At 53.9% G+C, this 17,238-nt stretch carries 15 protein-coding genes and 1 pseudogene; 7 read left to right on the forward strand and 9 right to left on the reverse strand.

Annotated features, from left to right (window positions below):
• Positions 1 to 44 precede the first annotated feature (44 nt).
• Positions 45 to 1,232 (reverse strand): cystathionine beta-lyase, encoded by a 1,188-nt coding sequence (gene metC, locus ACMGGR_RS02585; protein WP_414148087.1) that lies wholly within the window; start codon positions 1,230 to 1,232, stop codon positions 45 to 47.
• 246 nt (positions 1,233 to 1,478) lie between these two features.
• On the opposite strand from metC, the gene exbB reads away from it, so the two are divergent.
• Together exbB and exbD are read left to right on the forward strand one after the other, a co-directional pair.
• Positions 1,479 to 2,210 (forward strand): tol-pal system-associated acyl-CoA thioesterase, encoded by a 732-nt coding sequence (gene exbB, locus ACMGGR_RS02590; protein WP_246759960.1) that lies wholly within the window; start codon positions 1,479 to 1,481, stop codon positions 2,208 to 2,210.
• Positions 2,211 to 2,214: 4 nt separating this feature from the next.
• Entirely contained in the window at positions 2,215 to 2,637 is a 423-nt protein-coding gene (gene exbD / locus ACMGGR_RS02595; RefSeq protein WP_246759961.1) for a TonB system transport protein ExbD, read from the forward strand.
• Between the two features lie 71 nt (positions 2,638 to 2,708).
• On the opposite strand, the gene ACMGGR_RS02600 is transcribed toward exbD, so the two are convergent.
• The 6 genes from ACMGGR_RS02600 to ACMGGR_RS02625 all read right to left on the reverse strand — a co-directional run bounded on the left by ACMGGR_RS02600 (position 2,709) and on the right by ACMGGR_RS02625 (position 9,490).
• On the reverse strand, positions 2,709 to 4,028 hold the full coding sequence (locus ACMGGR_RS02600; protein ID WP_246759962.1) for an MFS transporter: 1,320 nt from the start codon (positions 4,026 to 4,028) through the stop codon (positions 2,709 to 2,711).
• 171 nt (positions 4,029 to 4,199) lie between these two features.
• On the reverse strand, positions 4,200 to 5,186 hold the full coding sequence (locus tag ACMGGR_RS02605; protein ID WP_414148899.1) for a spore coat U domain-containing protein: 987 nt from the start codon (positions 5,184 to 5,186) through the stop codon (positions 4,200 to 4,202).
• A 41-nt stretch (positions 5,187 to 5,227) separates the two neighbouring features.
• Positions 5,228 to 7,639, reverse strand: a complete 2,412-nt coding sequence (locus ACMGGR_RS02610; RefSeq protein ID WP_414148088.1) for a fimbria/pilus outer membrane usher protein — start codon at positions 7,637 to 7,639, stop codon at positions 5,228 to 5,230.
• A 3-nt stretch (positions 7,640 to 7,642) separates the two neighbouring features.
• Entirely contained in the window at positions 7,643 to 8,356 is a 714-nt protein-coding gene (locus ACMGGR_RS02615) for a molecular chaperone (RefSeq protein WP_414148089.1), read from the reverse strand.
• A gap of 16 nt (positions 8,357 to 8,372) precedes the next feature.
• Positions 8,373 to 8,837, reverse strand: a complete 465-nt coding sequence (locus ACMGGR_RS02620; protein ID WP_246760125.1) for a spore coat U domain-containing protein — start codon at positions 8,835 to 8,837, stop codon at positions 8,373 to 8,375.
• A gap of 86 nt (positions 8,838 to 8,923) precedes the next feature.
• Complete coding sequence (locus ACMGGR_RS02625; RefSeq protein WP_246759966.1) at positions 8,924 to 9,490, reverse strand: spore coat protein U domain-containing protein; 567 nt, start codon at positions 9,488 to 9,490, stop codon at positions 8,924 to 8,926.
• A gap of 150 nt (positions 9,491 to 9,640) precedes the next feature.
• Between ACMGGR_RS02625 and ACMGGR_RS02630 the strand changes: the two genes are divergently transcribed.
• The 3 genes from ACMGGR_RS02630 to ACMGGR_RS02640 all read left to right on the forward strand — a co-directional run bounded on the left by ACMGGR_RS02630 (position 9,641) and on the right by ACMGGR_RS02640 (position 13,659).
• A complete protein-coding gene (locus ACMGGR_RS02630) occupies positions 9,641 to 9,859 on the forward strand; it encodes a hypothetical protein (protein WP_414148090.1) in 219 nt (72 codons plus the stop codon).
• A gap of 171 nt (positions 9,860 to 10,030) precedes the next feature.
• Positions 10,031 to 12,172 carry a putative bifunctional diguanylate cyclase/phosphodiesterase gene (locus ACMGGR_RS02635; protein WP_414148091.1) on the forward strand — a complete coding sequence of 714 codons (2,142 nt, stop codon included), beginning with the start codon at positions 10,031 to 10,033 and terminating at the stop codon, positions 12,170 to 12,172.
• A 56-nt stretch (positions 12,173 to 12,228) separates the two neighbouring features.
• Positions 12,229 to 13,659: a PLP-dependent aminotransferase family protein gene (locus ACMGGR_RS02640; protein ID WP_246759969.1), complete on the forward strand. Its 1,431-nt coding sequence runs from the start codon at positions 12,229 to 12,231 to the stop codon at positions 13,657 to 13,659.
• A gap of 4 nt (positions 13,660 to 13,663) precedes the next feature.
• Here the strand turns inward: ACMGGR_RS02640 and ACMGGR_RS02645 are convergent, their stop codons facing one another.
• Positions 13,664 to 14,146 (reverse strand): YlaC family protein, encoded by a 483-nt coding sequence (locus ACMGGR_RS02645; protein ID WP_246759970.1) that lies wholly within the window; start codon positions 14,144 to 14,146, stop codon positions 13,664 to 13,666.
• Between the two features lie 363 nt (positions 14,147 to 14,509).
• Between ACMGGR_RS02645 and ACMGGR_RS02650 the strand changes: the two genes are divergently transcribed.
• Positions 14,510 to 15,361, forward strand: a complete 852-nt coding sequence (locus ACMGGR_RS02650) for a hypothetical protein (protein ID WP_414148092.1) — start codon at positions 14,510 to 14,512, stop codon at positions 15,359 to 15,361.
• Positions 15,362 to 15,674: 313 nt separating this feature from the next.
• Here ACMGGR_RS02650 and ACMGGR_RS02655 read toward each other — a convergent pair.
• A pseudogene (locus ACMGGR_RS02655) lies at positions 15,675 to 15,990 on the reverse strand (winged helix-turn-helix domain-containing protein); the annotation flags it as partial.
• Between the two features lie 356 nt (positions 15,991 to 16,346).
• On the opposite strand from ACMGGR_RS02655, the gene ACMGGR_RS02660 reads away from it, so the two are divergent.
• Positions 16,347 to 16,931 (forward strand): cupin domain-containing protein, encoded by a 585-nt coding sequence (locus ACMGGR_RS02660; RefSeq protein WP_246759972.1) that lies wholly within the window; start codon positions 16,347 to 16,349, stop codon positions 16,929 to 16,931.
• The last annotated feature ends 307 nt before the right edge of the window (positions 16,932 to 17,238 follow it).

Raw genomic sequence — 17,238 nt, forward strand, 5'->3', positions numbered from 1 at the left:
ATCGGCAGCGCAGATATCGGGTTGTTGCGATTTTGTTTATGCTGTTATCCCAGGCGGGCAAAACCTGCGGCCAGATCGTCAATCAGATCGTCAACGTTTTCCAGACCAATATGCACACGCACCAGCGTGCCGCTGAAATCTACCTCGCGTGCCGGGCGGATTGCGTTCAGCTCTTCCGGCTGGTTTGCCAGGATCAGCGACTCAAAACCGCCCCAGGAGTAGGCCATGCTGAAATGTTCAAAATTATCCAGGTAATCTGCCAGCTGGCGATCGGTTAACCGCGCCTTGAGCACAAAGGAAAAAAGGCCGCTGCTGCCGCTGAAATCGCGCTTCCAGAACGCATGGCCCTTACACTGCGGCAGCGCCGGATGGTTGACTACGGCGACTTCCGGACGCTCGGCCAGCCAGTGGGCCACTCGCAGCGCGCTCTCTTCATGCTGGCGCAGGCGAACGGCGAGCGTGCGCAGGCCGCGGCTGGCCATATAGGCGGTATCCGCATCGACCATTTGTCCCATCAGATAAGAGTTTTCACGCAACTGCGCCCAGCAGCGTTCATTGGCTACGGCGGTGCCGATCATCGCATCGGAATGACCAATCAGATACTTTGTGCCGGCCTGTATTGAGATATCAATACCGAAATCCAGCGCGCGAAACAGAATGCCCGCCGCCCAGGTGTTATCGATCATGATAATGGCTTCGGGCGCTTTGGCGCGCACGGCAGCAACGATTGCCGGGATATCCTGCACTTCCATCGTGATGGAAGCGGGCGACTCCAGAAACACGACTTTGGTTTGCGGGGTGACCAGCTCGCCAATTTCCGCTCCCATCGTGTGATCGAACCACGTGGTGGAGACGTTCATTTTACCGAGGATATGGGTACAGAAATCCTGAGTTGGCTCATAGACGGAGCCCGCCATTAATACATTATCGCCAGCGGCAACGAAAGCGAGGATCGCATTAGCTACCGCCGCCGCGCCGCAGGGGTAAAGCACGCAGCCCGCGCCGCCTTCCAGCTCCGTCATTGCTTCCTGTAGCGAAAAATGGGTCAGCGTACCGCGCCGTCCATAGAAAAGTTCACCTTCAGCCCGTCCGGCAGTGGCGCGTTTTTTGTCGGCGACGCTGTCAAAAACCAGCGAGGAAGCACGCTGAATGACGCTGTTAACAGAACCCTGGGTGTAACGTTTGCTACGGCCGGCGGCAATCAGCGCCGTTTCAATTTTTTTACTGGTCATCGGTTACCCGGTTGCAAAGACGGTGAAACCATAACGTTAACACGACCAACGGCGAGGCGATATTCGCCAGTTTATTACATGACAAAGTTTCAGGGAAAACCCTGGTCTGTTCAGGGAAAAGGGCGAAAAAGTGTAAAAAGTCGTGCCTCAAAGGTAAATAGTAATGATAACTACTATCAATTCGGATGTGATTTGGTATGATCCGCACAGTAATTTTCGCTATCGGCAACTTGTTGGAGAGACAGCGTGACGAATGATTTGATGCAGACGGATCTCTCCGTCTGGGGCATGTATCATCATGCAGACATCGTAGTAAAGGTAGTAATGATCGGACTGCTGCTGGCTTCGGTGGTCACCTGGGCAATCTTTTTCAGTAAAAGCGCAGAGCTGAGTTCAGCAAAGCGCCGCCTGAAGCACGAGCAGCAGGCGCTGGCCGGGGCACGCTCACTGCCGGAAGCAGCGGAAGCCTGCCGCACCTTTAAGGCCAATAGCCTTAGCGCCCAGCTGCTGAAAGAAGCGGAGAACGAGCTGGAGCTTTCTGAGAATTCGGAAGACAACGACGGCATTAAAGAACGCACCGCCTTCCGCCTTGAGCGTCGCGTCGCCTTCTTTAGCCGCCATGCCGGTCGCGGCAACGGCTTTCTGGCAACGATTGGCGCTATCGCGCCGTTTGTCGGCCTGTTCGGCACCGTATGGGGCATTATGAACAGCTTTATCGGTATCGCCCAGACGCAAACTACCAACCTGGCCGTCGTGGCACCGGGTATCGCAGAAGCGCTGCTGGCGACGGCTATCGGTCTGGTCGCAGCGATCCCTGCCGTGGTTATCTATAACGTGTTCGCCCGCATGATTGCTAACTATAAAGCTACGTTGGGCGACGTTGCCGCTCAGATCATGCTGCTGCAAAGCCGCGATCTGGACCTGGCTGCCAGCAACGGCGCGCGGCGCGCGCAGGCACAGAAGCTGCGGGTAGGATAAGCACATGGCCATGCGATTAAATGAAGATCTCGAAAGCAACGGTGAAATGCACGAAATCAACGTCACGCCGTTTATTGACGTTATGCTGGTGCTGCTGATTATCTTTATGGTCGCTGCGCCGTTGGCTACCGTTGACGTACGCGTCAATCTGCCTGCATCAACCAGCGCGCCGCAGCCGCGTCCGGAAAAACCTGTTTACCTTTCTATTAAAGCGGATAAGCAGCTGTTTATCGGCAACAACGCCGTCACGCAGGAAACGCTGCTGGCCGCGCTGGATAGCCAGACGCAGGGCAATAAAGAGGCAACCATCTTCTTCCAGGCGGACAAGTCGGTAGATTATGAAACGCTGATGGGCGTAATGGATAAGCTGCGTCAGGCAGGTTATCTGAAGATTGGTTTGATGGGGATGGAAACGGTAGCGAAGTAGTTACCTTTACCCCGCGAATCAGCAAAAAAAATCCGTAACCCAGGTTACGGATTTTTTTATGCCTTAAAACATTACATCTGCGCCACAGGTTCACCAGCGTGGCGGGCCTGGTACTGACGTACCAGTCGCTTAATAATCATTGTACCAACCAGACCGCAAACGGCAGCAAAAGTCAGCCAGACGCCTGGCATCGCCTTATCGCCGGTAACGTGGATAAGGTAGCTGGACACGGCAGGCGTAAAGCCGCCGAACAGCGCGGTCGCCAGGCTATAAGCCAGCGAAAAGCCGGTTGCGCGTACTTCCGCAGGCATGACCTCAGCCAGATAGACCACCATCGCACCGTTATAGCTGGCATACAGAAACGATAACCAGAGTTCCGCTTCCAGCAGGTGCGAGAAAGAAGGCGAACCTACCAGCCAGTGCAGCACCGGCCACGCCGTGGCAATCATCAGTACCGTAAACAAAATCAGCAGCGGACGACGACCGTAGCGGTCAGAAACGGCACCCATTATCGGCAGCCAGAACAGGTTTGACAGCCCGATGCACAGCGTCACTAAAAAGCTCTGTTTGTCGCTCATCATCAGCACCGTTTTACCGAACGTTGGCGTAAAGGCGGTGATCATATAAAACATAACGGTAGTGGTAACGACCATCAGCATACCGGCCAGCACCAGCGCCCAGTTACTGGCAACGCTCTTCACGATTTGCCGCATGGAAGGGTGCACCTTGCGCTGGCTGAACGCTTCGGTCTCTTCCAGCATTCTTCTGACCCAGAACAGGAAAGGCACAATCATACAGCCGACGAAGAAAGGAATACGCCAGCCCCAGTCGGTAACCTGATCTTTTGCCAGCAGGTGATTCAGCGCCAGGCCAAGCAGCGCGGCGAAGATCACCGCAACCTGCTGGCTACCGGACTGCCAGCTGACGAAAAAGCCTTTGCGGTTCTTTGGGGCAATTTCGCTCAGATAAACCGAAACACCGCCCAGCTCAACGCCTGCTGAAAAACCCTGTAGCAAACGTCCCAGCAAAATCAGAATCGGCGCCGCCGCGCCCAGCGTGTTGTAACCCGGCACCACGGCGATAGTCAGCGTACCGATAGCCATTAGCCCAAGCGTTAACAGCAGGCCTTTACGTCGACCGTGATGGTCAATATAGGAACCCAGAATAATCGCGCCCAGCGGGCGCATCAAAAAGCCCGCGCCAAACGTCATTAGCGTTAACATCAGCGAGGCAAAAGGGTTATCGCCGGGGAAAAAGGTTTTGGCAATCGCCGTAGCGTAATAGCCAAACACCATAAAGTCGTACATTTCCAGAAAGTTGCCGCTGGTCACATTGAAGATGGTTCGCGCACTGCTCTGCGGCTTTTTCGCGGGTGAAGATAAAGAAGTCATCGCCTGTCCTTTCAGTTTTTCTTATCTTTTAGCGTGCTTCCCGGTCGATTAATGTGACAGACCTCACCCTTAAGCGGTGCAAATATAAACATATTAGTAACAAGAGGTTAACAATGCACTGTCAAAGGGCAAAACCACCGGCAGACCAGCTTTTTACGCCGGGCTGATCGGTTAAAAGGACAGATCCACCACCACGCTATCGCTGTAGCTTCCTGCGACCGGTGTCGTCTGCGAGGTCAATATTCTTGCCGTATAGGTAAAGGTCCGGGTCAGTCCATCGGTAGTAATACTGCTGGCCGCGGTGCTGGCAACGCGTTCGGTGCCCGTCGGACCCCAGCGCGAAGTGGTCGCGTTTTTATAGATTTCATAAGCCAGCAGATTAGTGCCGCTAATCATATAACGCTGCGTACCAACCGCATGGCTACCGTTGCTCAGGCCGACCGTATAGGTACTGCCTTTGGTGCAAATCACGTTAATAGATTGCGAAACGGCGCTAAAGCTGCTGACCAGAGGCGCGCTGCCAAAGCTGATATTGGGGGCGGTAATAGTGGTGCAGTCATTGGTGATAACCAGCGTAGTGGTGATGGGCACCGTGCCGGAGCCGGTTTGCTGACCGCCGGCAACACACAGTCCCAGTGCGCCAATTCCCGTACAGATGCTATAGCTCACCAAAATATTCAGCGTGACCGTATAGGTGCCGGCCGCCACGACCTGTCCGGCTACAGTGCGTAAATAGAGCGGAATAGTGAAGTTTTGCCCACCGCCGACTCCTACCAAATTAAGCAACTGAGCCTGGCTATAGGTTACCGCCGTGCCGCCAACCAGCATCTCCGTGGCGCAGGCTGAATCACTACAGACGCGAACGGGAATCAAATCCGTGCCGGTACTGGAGGTTTTCAACGCGCCGCGCGTGCTGCTGGTATAGGTAGCGCTGGCAAGCTGTAGCTTAATGTAATCTGAAGAGAGCAAAGAAAGCACGCTGCCGGAACCACAGTTAACATTGACGTTAGCGGTAATATTGCTGACGGTGGTATTTACCGTAAAAGAGCTGACGCTGCCGAATGTCGCGGTAGAAGAGGGGAGCGTACAGGCCGCCCAGCCAGACAATGATGAACCCATCAGCAGTACAAACAGCATCAGACGAAGCAGCAACGGCATTTTTACGGCTGGTCGCCGGAAAAGTGTTAATAATGGCATGGTCATGGTGAATTTCCTGAAGCGCCGGAAAGGGCACAGGTTAATGGGCCATAGGTTTGTAACGACTTTGGACGACCGCCGGGCACATCCAGCTCGGCTTCGCAGTGACGTCCGTCCGGGGTTTCGGCCCGGAAGACGTTTTTCTCCCGCAGGTTTTCCATCCAGACGATACCGTCCCAGCCAACATATTCCGTGGCGCTGTCCGGGCGAATAATCTGGGTAGAGACGGGCAGAGGATTTCCCTGCTGGTCATGTACAACCACGCTGGCCGCACGCAGTGGTTCAATAGGGAAATGCAGGAGGTAGCCGCTGTCGCGTTTAACCGCAAAGCGCTGCTCGACGCTGGAGGTGGTCATATCGGCAGGCAGATCCAGCGTATCGATATCGTACTTCGCCGGGTAGTAAGAGCTAATGCCCGGCACCAGCAGATAGCCTTTGGCGTCGGTTTTGCCCATCGCCTGGTTTTCATAGCGTACGTTAATATCTGGATAGTCGGTTTTCACCAGCACAAAAGCGTCATTGACCTGGTTGGCGGCAAAATAGCTGCCGTCCATCAACACCAGCGAGCCGGTGACATCCGCCCATTCCGTGCTGTAATCGCCATCGCCGTAAAAGCCCGCTGAAGTTTCCACTTTCTGGTTACGCCAGCTCAGGCTCGCCTGTTTATAGTCGCCGCCGCTGCTCTGGTTTGCCCAGGAAGCATCGTAAGAAAAACCGCCGTCGGTAGGCATCGAGCGGGAAACCGTGGCGCGTTGCGAAGTGATGCCCTGCTGATCCCTGGACACGCTCAGGCTGGCATTGCCGCGTTCGCTGAAGGGGATCACCAGCGAAACGGTGCCGGACCACTCGCCCTGCTGCTGATCGCGACTGGCGGAAATATAGAGGCTGCTGTTGCCCCAGATATTTTTACTCCATGAAAGGTTCAATAGCCGGGTGCGATCGCCGCTGCCGCTGGTGATATCAATAAAGGCCGCCCCCAGGCTGCCGTAGCTGTCGAGCGATACGCTGGCGCTATACTGCGCGCTGCGTCGGCTGAGAGTGTAATCCGTGCCCGCTACGCCGCTGTTGCGGTCGCCATACAGGGCAAGATTGCCGAAGTCAGCCGAGCGAATAATATGCTGGGTGCCGATATTAAAGCGGCTGTTGCTGTACTGATAGCCCCAGCTGTACTGATTGCCGCGCTCGCCGTTCATTTGGCTCTGCGCCAGAGCCGCGTTGACCACGCCCAGTGAACCCACCCGTAACTGACCGCCAGCGCCGCCCTGAGCCAGGGCATCCGCACCTTCGGCGTGGCTTTCCAGCGTCAGCCAGTCGGTCACGCCATAGCGCCAGGAACCGCTGGCAGCCGCTGAACCATAGTCAAAGCTTTTAACGCCGTAATTATTACGCAGCGCACCGGCGGAAAAGGAGAAGTCGGAGAGGCCAGGCTTCAGCAGGTTACTGGAGACGTAAAAAGGCATAGTGGTAGAGACGCGCCGACCCGCCGCGTCCGTGGTCACCACTACCGCCTCGCCCGCACCGTTAACAAACGGCATATTGGTCATTGACCAGGGACCGGGCTGTACGCTGTTGGTGCTGCTTTTATAGCCGTTAACAAAAAGGTCAACCGTGGAAGGCACTGCCGCCTGGCCGGAAAACGAAGGCAGGGGATAAGTCACCAGGTCGGGCCGCACGGAAAAGTCACGCGCTATCTGAATCCCGCCCAGCCGCACGCTGCTGCTCCACGACAGCGAATCGGTAATCAGATCGCCCACGCGCCAGCTTAGCGAGCGGTTCTCATCCTGATTGCTCCAGTATGTGTCGTAGCGTAGATAGCCTTCATTTTGTGCGCCCGCCTGGCCGGAAAGCTGCTGCTGATAAACGCCGTTACTGGAAAACTGCCCCAGCGCGCCAAACAGGCGAAATTCATTAAAGGCGGAAAGGCGGCTGCCGTTAGAGGAGATATGGCTGGTATAAAGATCGTAATTAAACAGCGCGCCGGTAGAGGTTCTGCCTGGATAGCGCGGCCCGTTTTGCTGCTGGCTCTCCAGGTTTTGCCTGGGTAACCAGCCGGGCGGCACGGTTAACAGAATGCGCTGGCGCGCCTGGTCATATTCCGCCTTTACCTGCGGCATAGCGGATACATCCATCATGGAAGAGGTAATCAGCGCCGAAGGAATGCCCGCCCGCTGCAAATCGCCCGCGCGCAGCAGGTAGTGATTATCGCGAAATTCGACCGGCACGACCTGGCCGTTATCCTGCTCGTTTACCACCAGCCCCAGCATATATTGCTGATTCTGCGAGCTTGCCGCGTTAGGCGTGGGCGGCGGTGGTAAAGAGGAATAGGTTTCCGCGCGACCGGCCACGGGGAGCAGGCAGCTTAACAGGCTGATAGCCAGGGAACAGCGTCTTTGTGACGCAGATCGCCTGCTCATCGGCTAGCGGGACGAACCGGTGCTACGCCAGGTCTGGTGGTTATCCAGCTCCGCACTCAGCGTTGAACGGCTGGAGGCCGGAAAGCTCAGTGGAAAAGTATTGCTGGAATGCGCCAACACGTAGCCAAACAGGCTGTTTGACAGCGTTCGACCGCCCAGCGAAACGTCGCTTAATCGCGCATGGCCGTTACCGTTATTGGTAATGCGCAGCATCGATCTGCCATTCTGGTTAACGATTTGCCAGCTCAGATCGGGCTTCGCCGCCTCGGCGGAAAGACCTTCGCCGTAGGTAAACAGCGGCACAGAATAGCGCATCTGAAAATTCAGCCCGGCCTGGTTATCACCCGGTTTTTGCGGCGTGGGGATCTCATCAAGCAAGACCCGGTAAGCCACCTCTGTTCCGGCAGGAGGCGGTACCTGGTTAATTAATCTGACCAGCTGCTTTTGGCCCGGCTCTATTCTTACCAGCGGCGGACTGGCGGCCACGGTTTGCTGCGTCTGATACTGCTCGTGGCCCTCTTTTTGTTCCCAGGTAAAAACGCGAACCTGCATCAGCGTGGTCGCAGCGCCACGATTTTCCAGCCACAGCTCGGTGGCTTTATCGCCGCTGTGGATTTTAGGATCGATAGGCCAAATCAATACCGAGTTTCCTGCCCAGGCGGGCAGCAGCGACCCGGCAAAACCCGCCAGCAAGGTCAGCATACGTAACATCTTCATCCTTTCTCTCCCTGTTTTACCAACTCAGCGTCACCGTTAAGGTATCGCTGTAAGTACCCGCCCGGCGGACGCCGCTCATTTGCAGCAGGCCATAAATCGGTAGCGTAATGTTATTGGCATTGCTATAGGTCAGCGCCACGTTTTGATTGACCGGAATGGCACTTGCCGCACTGTGGGTGGCGCTGGTATAGAGCGAATAAGCCACCAAATCCGTGTTGTTAGCGATTTTAAGATTGCGCGTGCTGGAATAGTTACTGCCGCCGTTAATGCTCATATTCAGCGTGGTGCCTGGCGTACAGGCCAGCGTAATCGTCGAGCTTTGTACATAGCTGGCACTGGCCGAAACCGACCCGACGCCGGGCTGCGTGCCGAAATTTAACGTGCCGAACACGCCCGTATTGGTGCCGGAAACAACGCAGCCGTTAGCAATCGTTGCCGAAACCTGAAAAGTCTGCGTGGGCAGCGCCCGTGCCGAGCCGATAACAAAAAAAAACGTGAAGCAGAGCGGCCTCAGATTCGCCAGTCCTGTTACCCGCTCCGGCACGATGCGCTCCCTGAAACCATCGGTCAGTAATTTACGGCGACGTTAATCGTGTCCGTGTAGGTTCCTGCCGGAATAGCCGCATTGAAGCCGCCGCCCGTTATACGACCATAAATAGGATAGTTATCACCGTTGGTCGGATCGGTCGTGCCCGTGCTGGTCAGGTTAGTATTATTGGCGATGGGCGTGGTGTAAGAGGTGGAATTATAAAGGGTATAGGCAATGCCCTGCGTCGCGTTACTGCCTAAAATCAGATAGCGCGGCTGTGCGGTGACCTCGCCAAAAACGGTAGCCGGTGCGGCATTGCTGCTGGTCAGCTGCACGTTATAAGTCTGGCCTGTTGTGCAGCGCACAAAAATACCGTTACCCAGCGCGCCAACCAGCGTGGCGTTCAGCGTATCAAAAGTTGCCGCGCTGCTACCAAAGTCTAAGGTACCGAAGTTAACGCCGGTGGTCGCGGTTTGCCCGTTGACCAGACAGCCGGTGGTCAGCACCAGCGTAGCGTTGATTGTTCCCGTTGTGGTGGCGGCAAAGCCGGAAGAGGCCACGCCGAGGCCCAGGCCGCAACCCAGCAGAAAAAGCTTCATTTTCATAATCAATCCTTACCGATCAGACCAATGGAAGTACTTTTTCGCCCGGTGTTAATAAACAAGCAATGGCCGCGCCACAGTAAGCGTAAAGCCAGACAAAGTGCGCCTGACAGAGAGTAAGGCGCGTCTGTTAACAATCTCGTAATCTCTTTTATGTTTTACACTATAGATCAGCCTGAAAAACTCAGGGAAGCGAAACGCAAAAATAATGTTAATGAATTGAAAGCAGTGCGCGGGCCCGCTGCTGAAGGCAAAAAGGCGCGACAGAAGAAAATAATCAAGATTAATCCTGGGTTTCGCTGGGCAAAAAAAAGTGCGGATGCTAAGGTCATCGGGCAAAGCGGTACCGCTAATAAACCTGTTAAATTATAAGGAGATAGGCGGAAAACTTCCGTCCTGCCCGCAGGGAGCCGCCACTTTATTCCCCCTGGGGTAAAGTTGATTACCATTTAGCCGATACCGTAATTATTGAAAACGCTGTTGTAGCTTCATCATCCTATTATCCAGTGCCAGAAAACTGGCTTTTGTATCAGAGACTTGCATATGCTTATGAGCTCTTACGACCAGTTACTGGTTATTGTCTCCATCTTTGTCGCCTTCCTGGCTTCCTATACCGCGCTGGATATGGCGGGCAGAGTCGCGACGTCGACCGGCAAAGCGGCCCGGGTCTGGCTGGTTGGCGGTGGTTTTGCCATGGGCATCGGTATCTGGTCTATGCATTTTATTGGCATGCTGGCGATGAATCTGGCAATGGTCATGAGCTACGATCCCCTGCTGACGCTGGTCTCCATGTTTGTGGCTATTGCGGCGTCGATTTTCGCCCTGTGGATCGTCTGCTACGGCATACTGACGATCTCGCGGCTGATGGTCGGCGCGGTGGCCATGGCCAGCGGCGTGGTAGCGATGCACTATATTGGCATGGCGGCCCTGATGTTTGAGCCGGGGATCAGCTGGAACTGGAGCTGGATAGCGGTATCCGTGGTGATTGCGCTGGTGGCGTCAACGGCCGCGCTGTGGCTCGCTTTTAAACTGCGCGAAGGCGGCGGACACCTTGCGCTGCTGCGCGCCGGAGCGGCTTTGATCATGGGCGCGGCGATTGCTGGCATGCACTATAGCGGCATGGCCGCCGCCAATTTCCCGATGGACAGCCACGCCACGCAGATGGGCGTTAACAGCAACTGGCTGGCGGTGCTGGTCGTGGTGGTAACGCTCTCTATTCTGGGCATCACGCTGGTAGTGTCCACGCTGGATGCCCGCCTGCAGGCGCGCACTTCGGTACTGGCTTCTTCGCTGGCCGAAGCAAACCGCGAGCTGGCCCAGCTGGCGCTGCACGACAACCTGACGCGTTTGCCAAACCGCATTTTGCTGGAAGACCGGCTGGATCAGGCGCTGAATAAAGCGGTGCGGGAAGATACCTCTTTCGCCCTGATGTTTATGGATCTGGACGGCTTCAAGGCGGTTAATGACGCTTTTGGCCATCACGTTGGCGATAACCTGCTGGTAGCCGTCACCGATCGGATGAAGAATCTTCTGGTAGGGCACCACACGCTGGCGCGTCTGGGCGGTGATGAATTTGTCCTGCTGGTCGAGATCAGCGAGCCGAACGACGCGGCCGCCGTGGCCGATATGCTGGTGAAAGCCATTGACGAGCCATTTTTAATCTCGCGTTATGAGCTGGTGGTATCGCTGAGTATCGGCATTGCGGTGTATCCGGGCGACGGTAACGACGAACGCGAGCTCATGTTTAACGCCGATGCGGCGATGTACCATACCAAAAATAACGGCCGCAACGACTACAGCTTCTTTCAGCCGTCGATGAACACTATCGCCCAGAATCAGCTCCAGCTGATTAACGACCTCTGGCTGGCGCAGGAACATAACGAGCTAACACTCTTCTATCAGCCAAAATTCTGCGCGCCACAGGGGCCGATTGTCGGCTTTGAGGCACTTATTCGCTGGCAGCATCCGCAGCGTGGCCTGCTGACGCCCGATATCTTCCTGCCGCTGGCGGAAAAAACCGGACTGATCGTCAGCATCGGTAACTGGGTAATTAATGAAGCCTGCCGCCAGCTTAGCGTCTGGCACCGGATGGGCAATACGCAATGGTCGGTGGCAGTCAATCTTTCTTCGCTACAGTTTGAGCAAAGCGGGCTGGTAGAGACGGTGGTTAACGCCCTGAAAGAGCATCAGATCCCCCCGGAGCTGCTGACGCTGGAAGTTACCGAAACCACGGCGATGCGCGATCCGGACGAAAGCGTGCGTATCTTAACCGAGCTGACGGAGCTGGGCGTCAAAGCTTCTATTGACGATTTCGGCACGGGCTACTCCAGCCTGCTTTATTTAAAACGCCTGCCGGCCAACGAATTAAAAATCGATCGCGCCTTTGTTAACGAGCTGCAAACGGGAAGCGAAGACGCCACCATCGTCACCGCTATCGTTGCGCTGGCGCAGACGCTACAGCTAAAAGTGGTCGCGGAAGGGGTAGAAACCCGGGAGCAGCAGGATTTTCTTACCGGCCTGGGCTGTAACTCGCTACAGGGCTATCTGTTAGGAAAACCGGTGCCGGCAGAGCAGGTGCCGCAGCTAAAACACTATGCGGGCGACCATATTTCTAACCAGCCGCCGACGTTAGTCAAAGCGGCTGAAGAGCCGGAAGAAGCGTCGGTCGTTTCTAAGATTGTTTAATTAAGGTTCGCATAACTATAATAGTTGCTCAATTCCGAGCGCGGGCCTGTAACAGTTTGGCAAAATATCTTCAGCTAATTGAAAAAATCCAGCAGCAGATCGATCGTGAGATCTGGCTGCCGGGCGACAAACTTCCCTCACTGCGCGAGCAGGTTGCGCAAAGCGGGATGAGTCTGATGACGGTGATGCACGCCTATCAGGTACTGGAGAGCCAGGGCTGGATCCTGTCCCGTCCGCAGTCGGGCTACTTTGTCGCGCCGCGGGCAGAGTTTCTGAGCCAGCCTGCCAGCCATCAAAAAGTGCAGCTCACCGAGTCGGTGGACATCAACGACTTTATTTTTGAAGTCCTGCAGGCCTGCCGCGATCCCGGCATTGTGCCTTTTGGTTCCGCTTTTCCCGATCCCGAACTTTTCCCGCAGCGACAGCTGATGCGCTCGCTGACCGCCGTTTCACATTCGCTAAAACCGGCGGATGCGTTAAACAACCTGCCGCCGGGCAACGAAGCGTTGCGGAAGACGCTGGCGCAGCGTTATGCCTTACAGGGCATCCAGGTTTCGCCCGAAGAGATAGTTATCACTAATGGCGCAATGGAAGCGCTTAACCTGAGTCTGCAGGCGGTTACCAAACCCGGCGACTGGGTTGTGGTGGAAAACCCCTGTTTTTACGGGGCGCTACAGGCTATTGAACGGCTACAGCTGAAGGCCGTGGCCATCGCCTCCCATCCCCAGCACGGCATCGATCTTGACGAGTTGGCCAGCACGCTGGCCAGGCTGCCGGTAAAAGCCTGCTGGATGATGTCGAACCAGCAAAATCCGCTGGGATGCACGCTAAGCCGGGAGAAAAAAAGGGATCTGGTGGCGCTGCTGGAGTCATATCAGGTAACGCTGATTGAGGATGACGTTTACAGCGAGCTCTATTTTGGTAGCGAGAAACCGCTACCGGCCAAGGCGTTTGAAAAGCAGGATACGGTGCTGCACTGCTCGTCCTTTTCTAAAAATCTGGTGGCGGGTTTTCGTGTTGGCTGGGTAGCGGCGGGCAAGCACGCGCAGCGCATTCAGCGTTTGCAGCTGATGAGTACAATTTCAACCAGTGCGCCCATGCAGTTAACGCTGGCCAATTATCTGGGTACGCGTAGCTACGACAGCCATTTACGTAAGCTAAGGCAAAAGCTGGAGCAGCGCAAAAATCTGGCGCGCCAGTCGCTGCGGCGGCACCTGCCCGCCAGCGCGAAGATCAATGATTCGCAGGGCGGCTATTTTCTGTGGATAGAGCTGCCGCCTGAGGTAAACAGCACCGAGCTTTATTATCGCGCTTTACAGCAGAAGATCAGCATAGCGCCGGGCAAAATGTTTTCGACCGGCGAGCAGTACGCTAACTATTTCCGTTTTAATGCCGCATGGGAATGGAACGAGGAACGGGAAGCGGCGGTAGCAACGCTGGGCGGGTTAATAAAAGAAATGCTTTCACTCACCCAGCGCTGGAGCTGACAGGTTAAACGTGGGAGGCGCGCTGCTGGCCCCAGGTTAAGTGATAGACATCGTAAAAATCGACTTCACCCTTTAGCGACAGCAGTTTTTCAATGCCCTGTTTTACCCGGTCCGGCACCTGGCTGCTGGACAAAATGTCCTGAATTGCCTGCTCTGACAGCGTGCGCACATAGTACCACTCGCCGTTATAGCAAACGCGCAGATCCAGCGTATCGATATCCTCAAAGCGATAGCGAGGATTCACATCCAACAGCATCAGTCCGCTCATTAGCAGCACAAAAAAGGTCGCGCCCCAGAAAGCGGGCCAGCCCAAAAATTCCGTGGTGAAGATCAGCGCAACGGTCAGGGCATAACAGACATACATGGACGCCCATAAGCCAGGATGGGTTTTCAGAAAGTTAAAGCTGAAACGCGGCCGGTTATCACGCTGTTCTTCGCGATTAAGGGTGTCTATTTCGCGCAGCAGTATCTGTTTAACGTCTTGCACCTGGTACCTCCTGTCGATTCAGATGCCAGTAAACCACGTTATGCAAATGAATGGCAGACACAGTTGTTGGCAATAAAGCTATAACAGTTGCTATCGGCAGACGGAGCGGAGCGCCGAATGCATCCAGGCTCAGGATGATGACGAAAACCATTCTTAATCGCGTTCTTATTTTTAAAGGGGGTATATTATTAATATCTCCCTTTATTTGTATAACTTAACTGGCGACTATTTTTTATTTTCTTAACAAAGTTATTTGTCTGCATTATAAATAGGCATTAATTAATGCGGGAATAATTTAATACTGCCCGACGTTAAAAGTATAATTCCGCCACGATAATAGAAAGCAGAGGCGGAGCGCCAGACATGTTTAAAGATGGTAAAATAAAAAAATCACGGCACTCCGCTATTGTCTGGATGCCCGACTTTGTTCTGCGCCAGCAGGAAAGCGTTGATGAATGTCGATGTCCTGGCTGCCACAGTTCGCCGCCTTTATTGCAATTTCGCTGGAAAAACCATGTACGCCACAGCGCCAGTATTGGCTGCGAGCGAGCAGCGAAGGCCATTCTCTGCCATCCCACCGCATTCGGTATTAACGTTAGCGAAGCCGTGGCGGAAAACCTGCCTGAATTAAATCCCGATCTGCTGGCCGTTAATCAGGCATGCTTACGGCTAATGGCAGAGTATCAGGCAGAGCCAGAAGCGTTTCTCTTTGCGCTGAGCCGTTTTATTTCCGGGTTTGAAAAGAGTAATGGGCAAACGGCATATACTATCGAACAGGCATTGTCCGCTTTACAACCGCAGCAGCTTCGCCAGGAGTTTATACAGCGAAGGCCGTTTGATATCGATAAGCTTGCTGCCTTAAGAGCGTTAAGCGAAGCCAGTTTAGACCGTGAACACAGCAGAATAGCGCAAAAGCTAAATGAACTGAAAGGCGTGCCGGACAGGTTACTACGGCAGAATCTGCACGTGCTGGAAAAACAGTGGCACAGCGGTACGCCGCAGCAGGCTTTACATAACTATCTTTATTACGAGCTTTACCACAACTTCTTTCCCGGCTGTGCCAGGCAGCAATGGCAACAAAACCTCGCTCTGCTTTGCCAGAAGATCTTCCGTCTGAAAATACTCCTTATTTTTTCGCTGCGGTTTGATTATAGCTGCGACGATATTAGCGTGCTGGTTGCCGCCTGCCACCGCACAGGCGTTTTTCGCCAGTAATAAAGCTGTCAGCCTGTCGGGTATTAATAAAAATACGGCACGCGGCACTTTTTTATGCCAGCCGGACTGGTTTTTTACTGCATCAGAAAAAATAAGAGCGTCAGCAGTAAAATAGCCTGGGCGAGACATAGCCAGCGCCAGAAGCTTTTACGCACTTCTTGCTGTGGCAGTGAGCCAGGCTGCTGATTTTTGTTTTGCCATTCCTCGCGGGCTTCTGCCTCTTTGATCTGTCCGTTAGCCGTAAAGAAAGGGGAAGCGGTGATTTCATCAGGCGCTGAAGAGACCGTCTGCTCGTCGTCAGGCAATAACCACTGGCAATATTCAGCTTCCAGGATATAACCTTTCTTAGGGATGGTTTTAATTATTCGCTGCTGTTTGCCATTATCCTCAAGCGCTACGCGTAAGGCATGGACTGCATTGGGTAAGCTGTTATTACCAATAACGCGGCGTTCCCAGACCAGCGAGGTAAGTTCTTCCCGCGTTAGCGTCTTTCCCGCATGCTGGGCCAGAGTCAGCAGAAGCTTGAACTGATATTCGCCTAGTCGCCGCTTTTCCCCCGTCAGCTGATGTATCAGTGAACCTGAATCTTTATCAATCAGCCAGTTGTGAATGACATAGTGCGAAGCCATAGCAGAATTACCCATAGTGTCATAACAGAATAAATGGGCTTAATTTTCCCATTTTTTTAAGATGAAGTCCCCTGCTATGGCAGGTTGATTAAGATGATGTTTAGACGGCCTTTTTAATAAGTCTGCATCACAACTTCTTTGTTAATTTCTTTTATTTATGAAGTTATGATCGGGGTGACTTAACGCAAATGAAGTGGGGGGCAATATGGGCGGCCGCTTAAAAAAGATAATTTGTGTTAAGTAAATAAAAAATAACATGTTATGTGATAAAAATCCTTTTTTTCTTATTGCATCTTTTCCGGTAGATGCCACAATTAATTAACAATTAAGATCATTCAAATAACAGGAGACGCCTTATGGTGACCTATGCCGGTAATCTGCTTGCGATGATGTCTTTTGCCGCCGGCACCTTCTCCGCTGGCGCGTCAAATAATCCACAGTATATGACTTTCCAGCCCGCCAGCGGCGTTCCTAACAATCCTCTGCCGCTGATTATCTATCCGCGCGTGGTGCCTGGCGATGTGGAAGATCTTGCTGTCTGGTTTGAAGATACCTTTGCCCGACACGGCTGGCTGCCGCGCTGGCGTTTTCCTGTTTTTACCTATACCCACTATCATCCCAATACGCATGAATTATTGGGGATAAGCGCGGGCTGGGCGCAAATTCTGTTCGGCGGCGAAACGGGGCGTGCAGTGACCGTTCATGCGGGCGACGCTGTGTTAATACCGGCTGGCGTGGGACATCAGCAGATGGCGGCAAGTGAAGATTTTATTGCCGTTGGCGCTTACCCTCGGGGGTTGCAGCCCGACACGCGCCGTAGCGACCTGGAGCATGTTGAAGCCTCGGTAAACGCGATTAAACGTGTCCCTATGCCGCAGCATGACCCTGTTACCGGTGGCGAAGGCGCAGTAACCGAGATCTGGCACCCGCTCCAGCTATAGCGTGGGTCTTGTGCTCTATTTTTAGCGAGGTGATAGTTACCGTTGGATATTTTTCGGGCTATGTTCGCTGGTAAGTATATGTTTCCCTGTAGCATTCGGGCCTGACAAACAGATCTGGACAAACGACCGCTGAGACAGAATTTATCACTGTAGAATGCTGGTAACAAAGACATAACATTAACCGCGTAGCGCTATATGGCCCATATTTTATAAAAATACCTGAAGTTTTGATGAAATTTACTTTTGGATTTCTGCTTACATTTCAGTTGGCTTAAGAAGTTTTCCGATTAGGTTTGGTTGAGGTTTG

The sequence above is a fragment of the Erwinia sp. BNK-24-b genome (assembly GCF_047456155.1).
Classification (GTDB): domain Bacteria; phylum Pseudomonadota; class Gammaproteobacteria; order Enterobacterales; family Enterobacteriaceae; genus Erwinia; species Erwinia phyllosphaerae.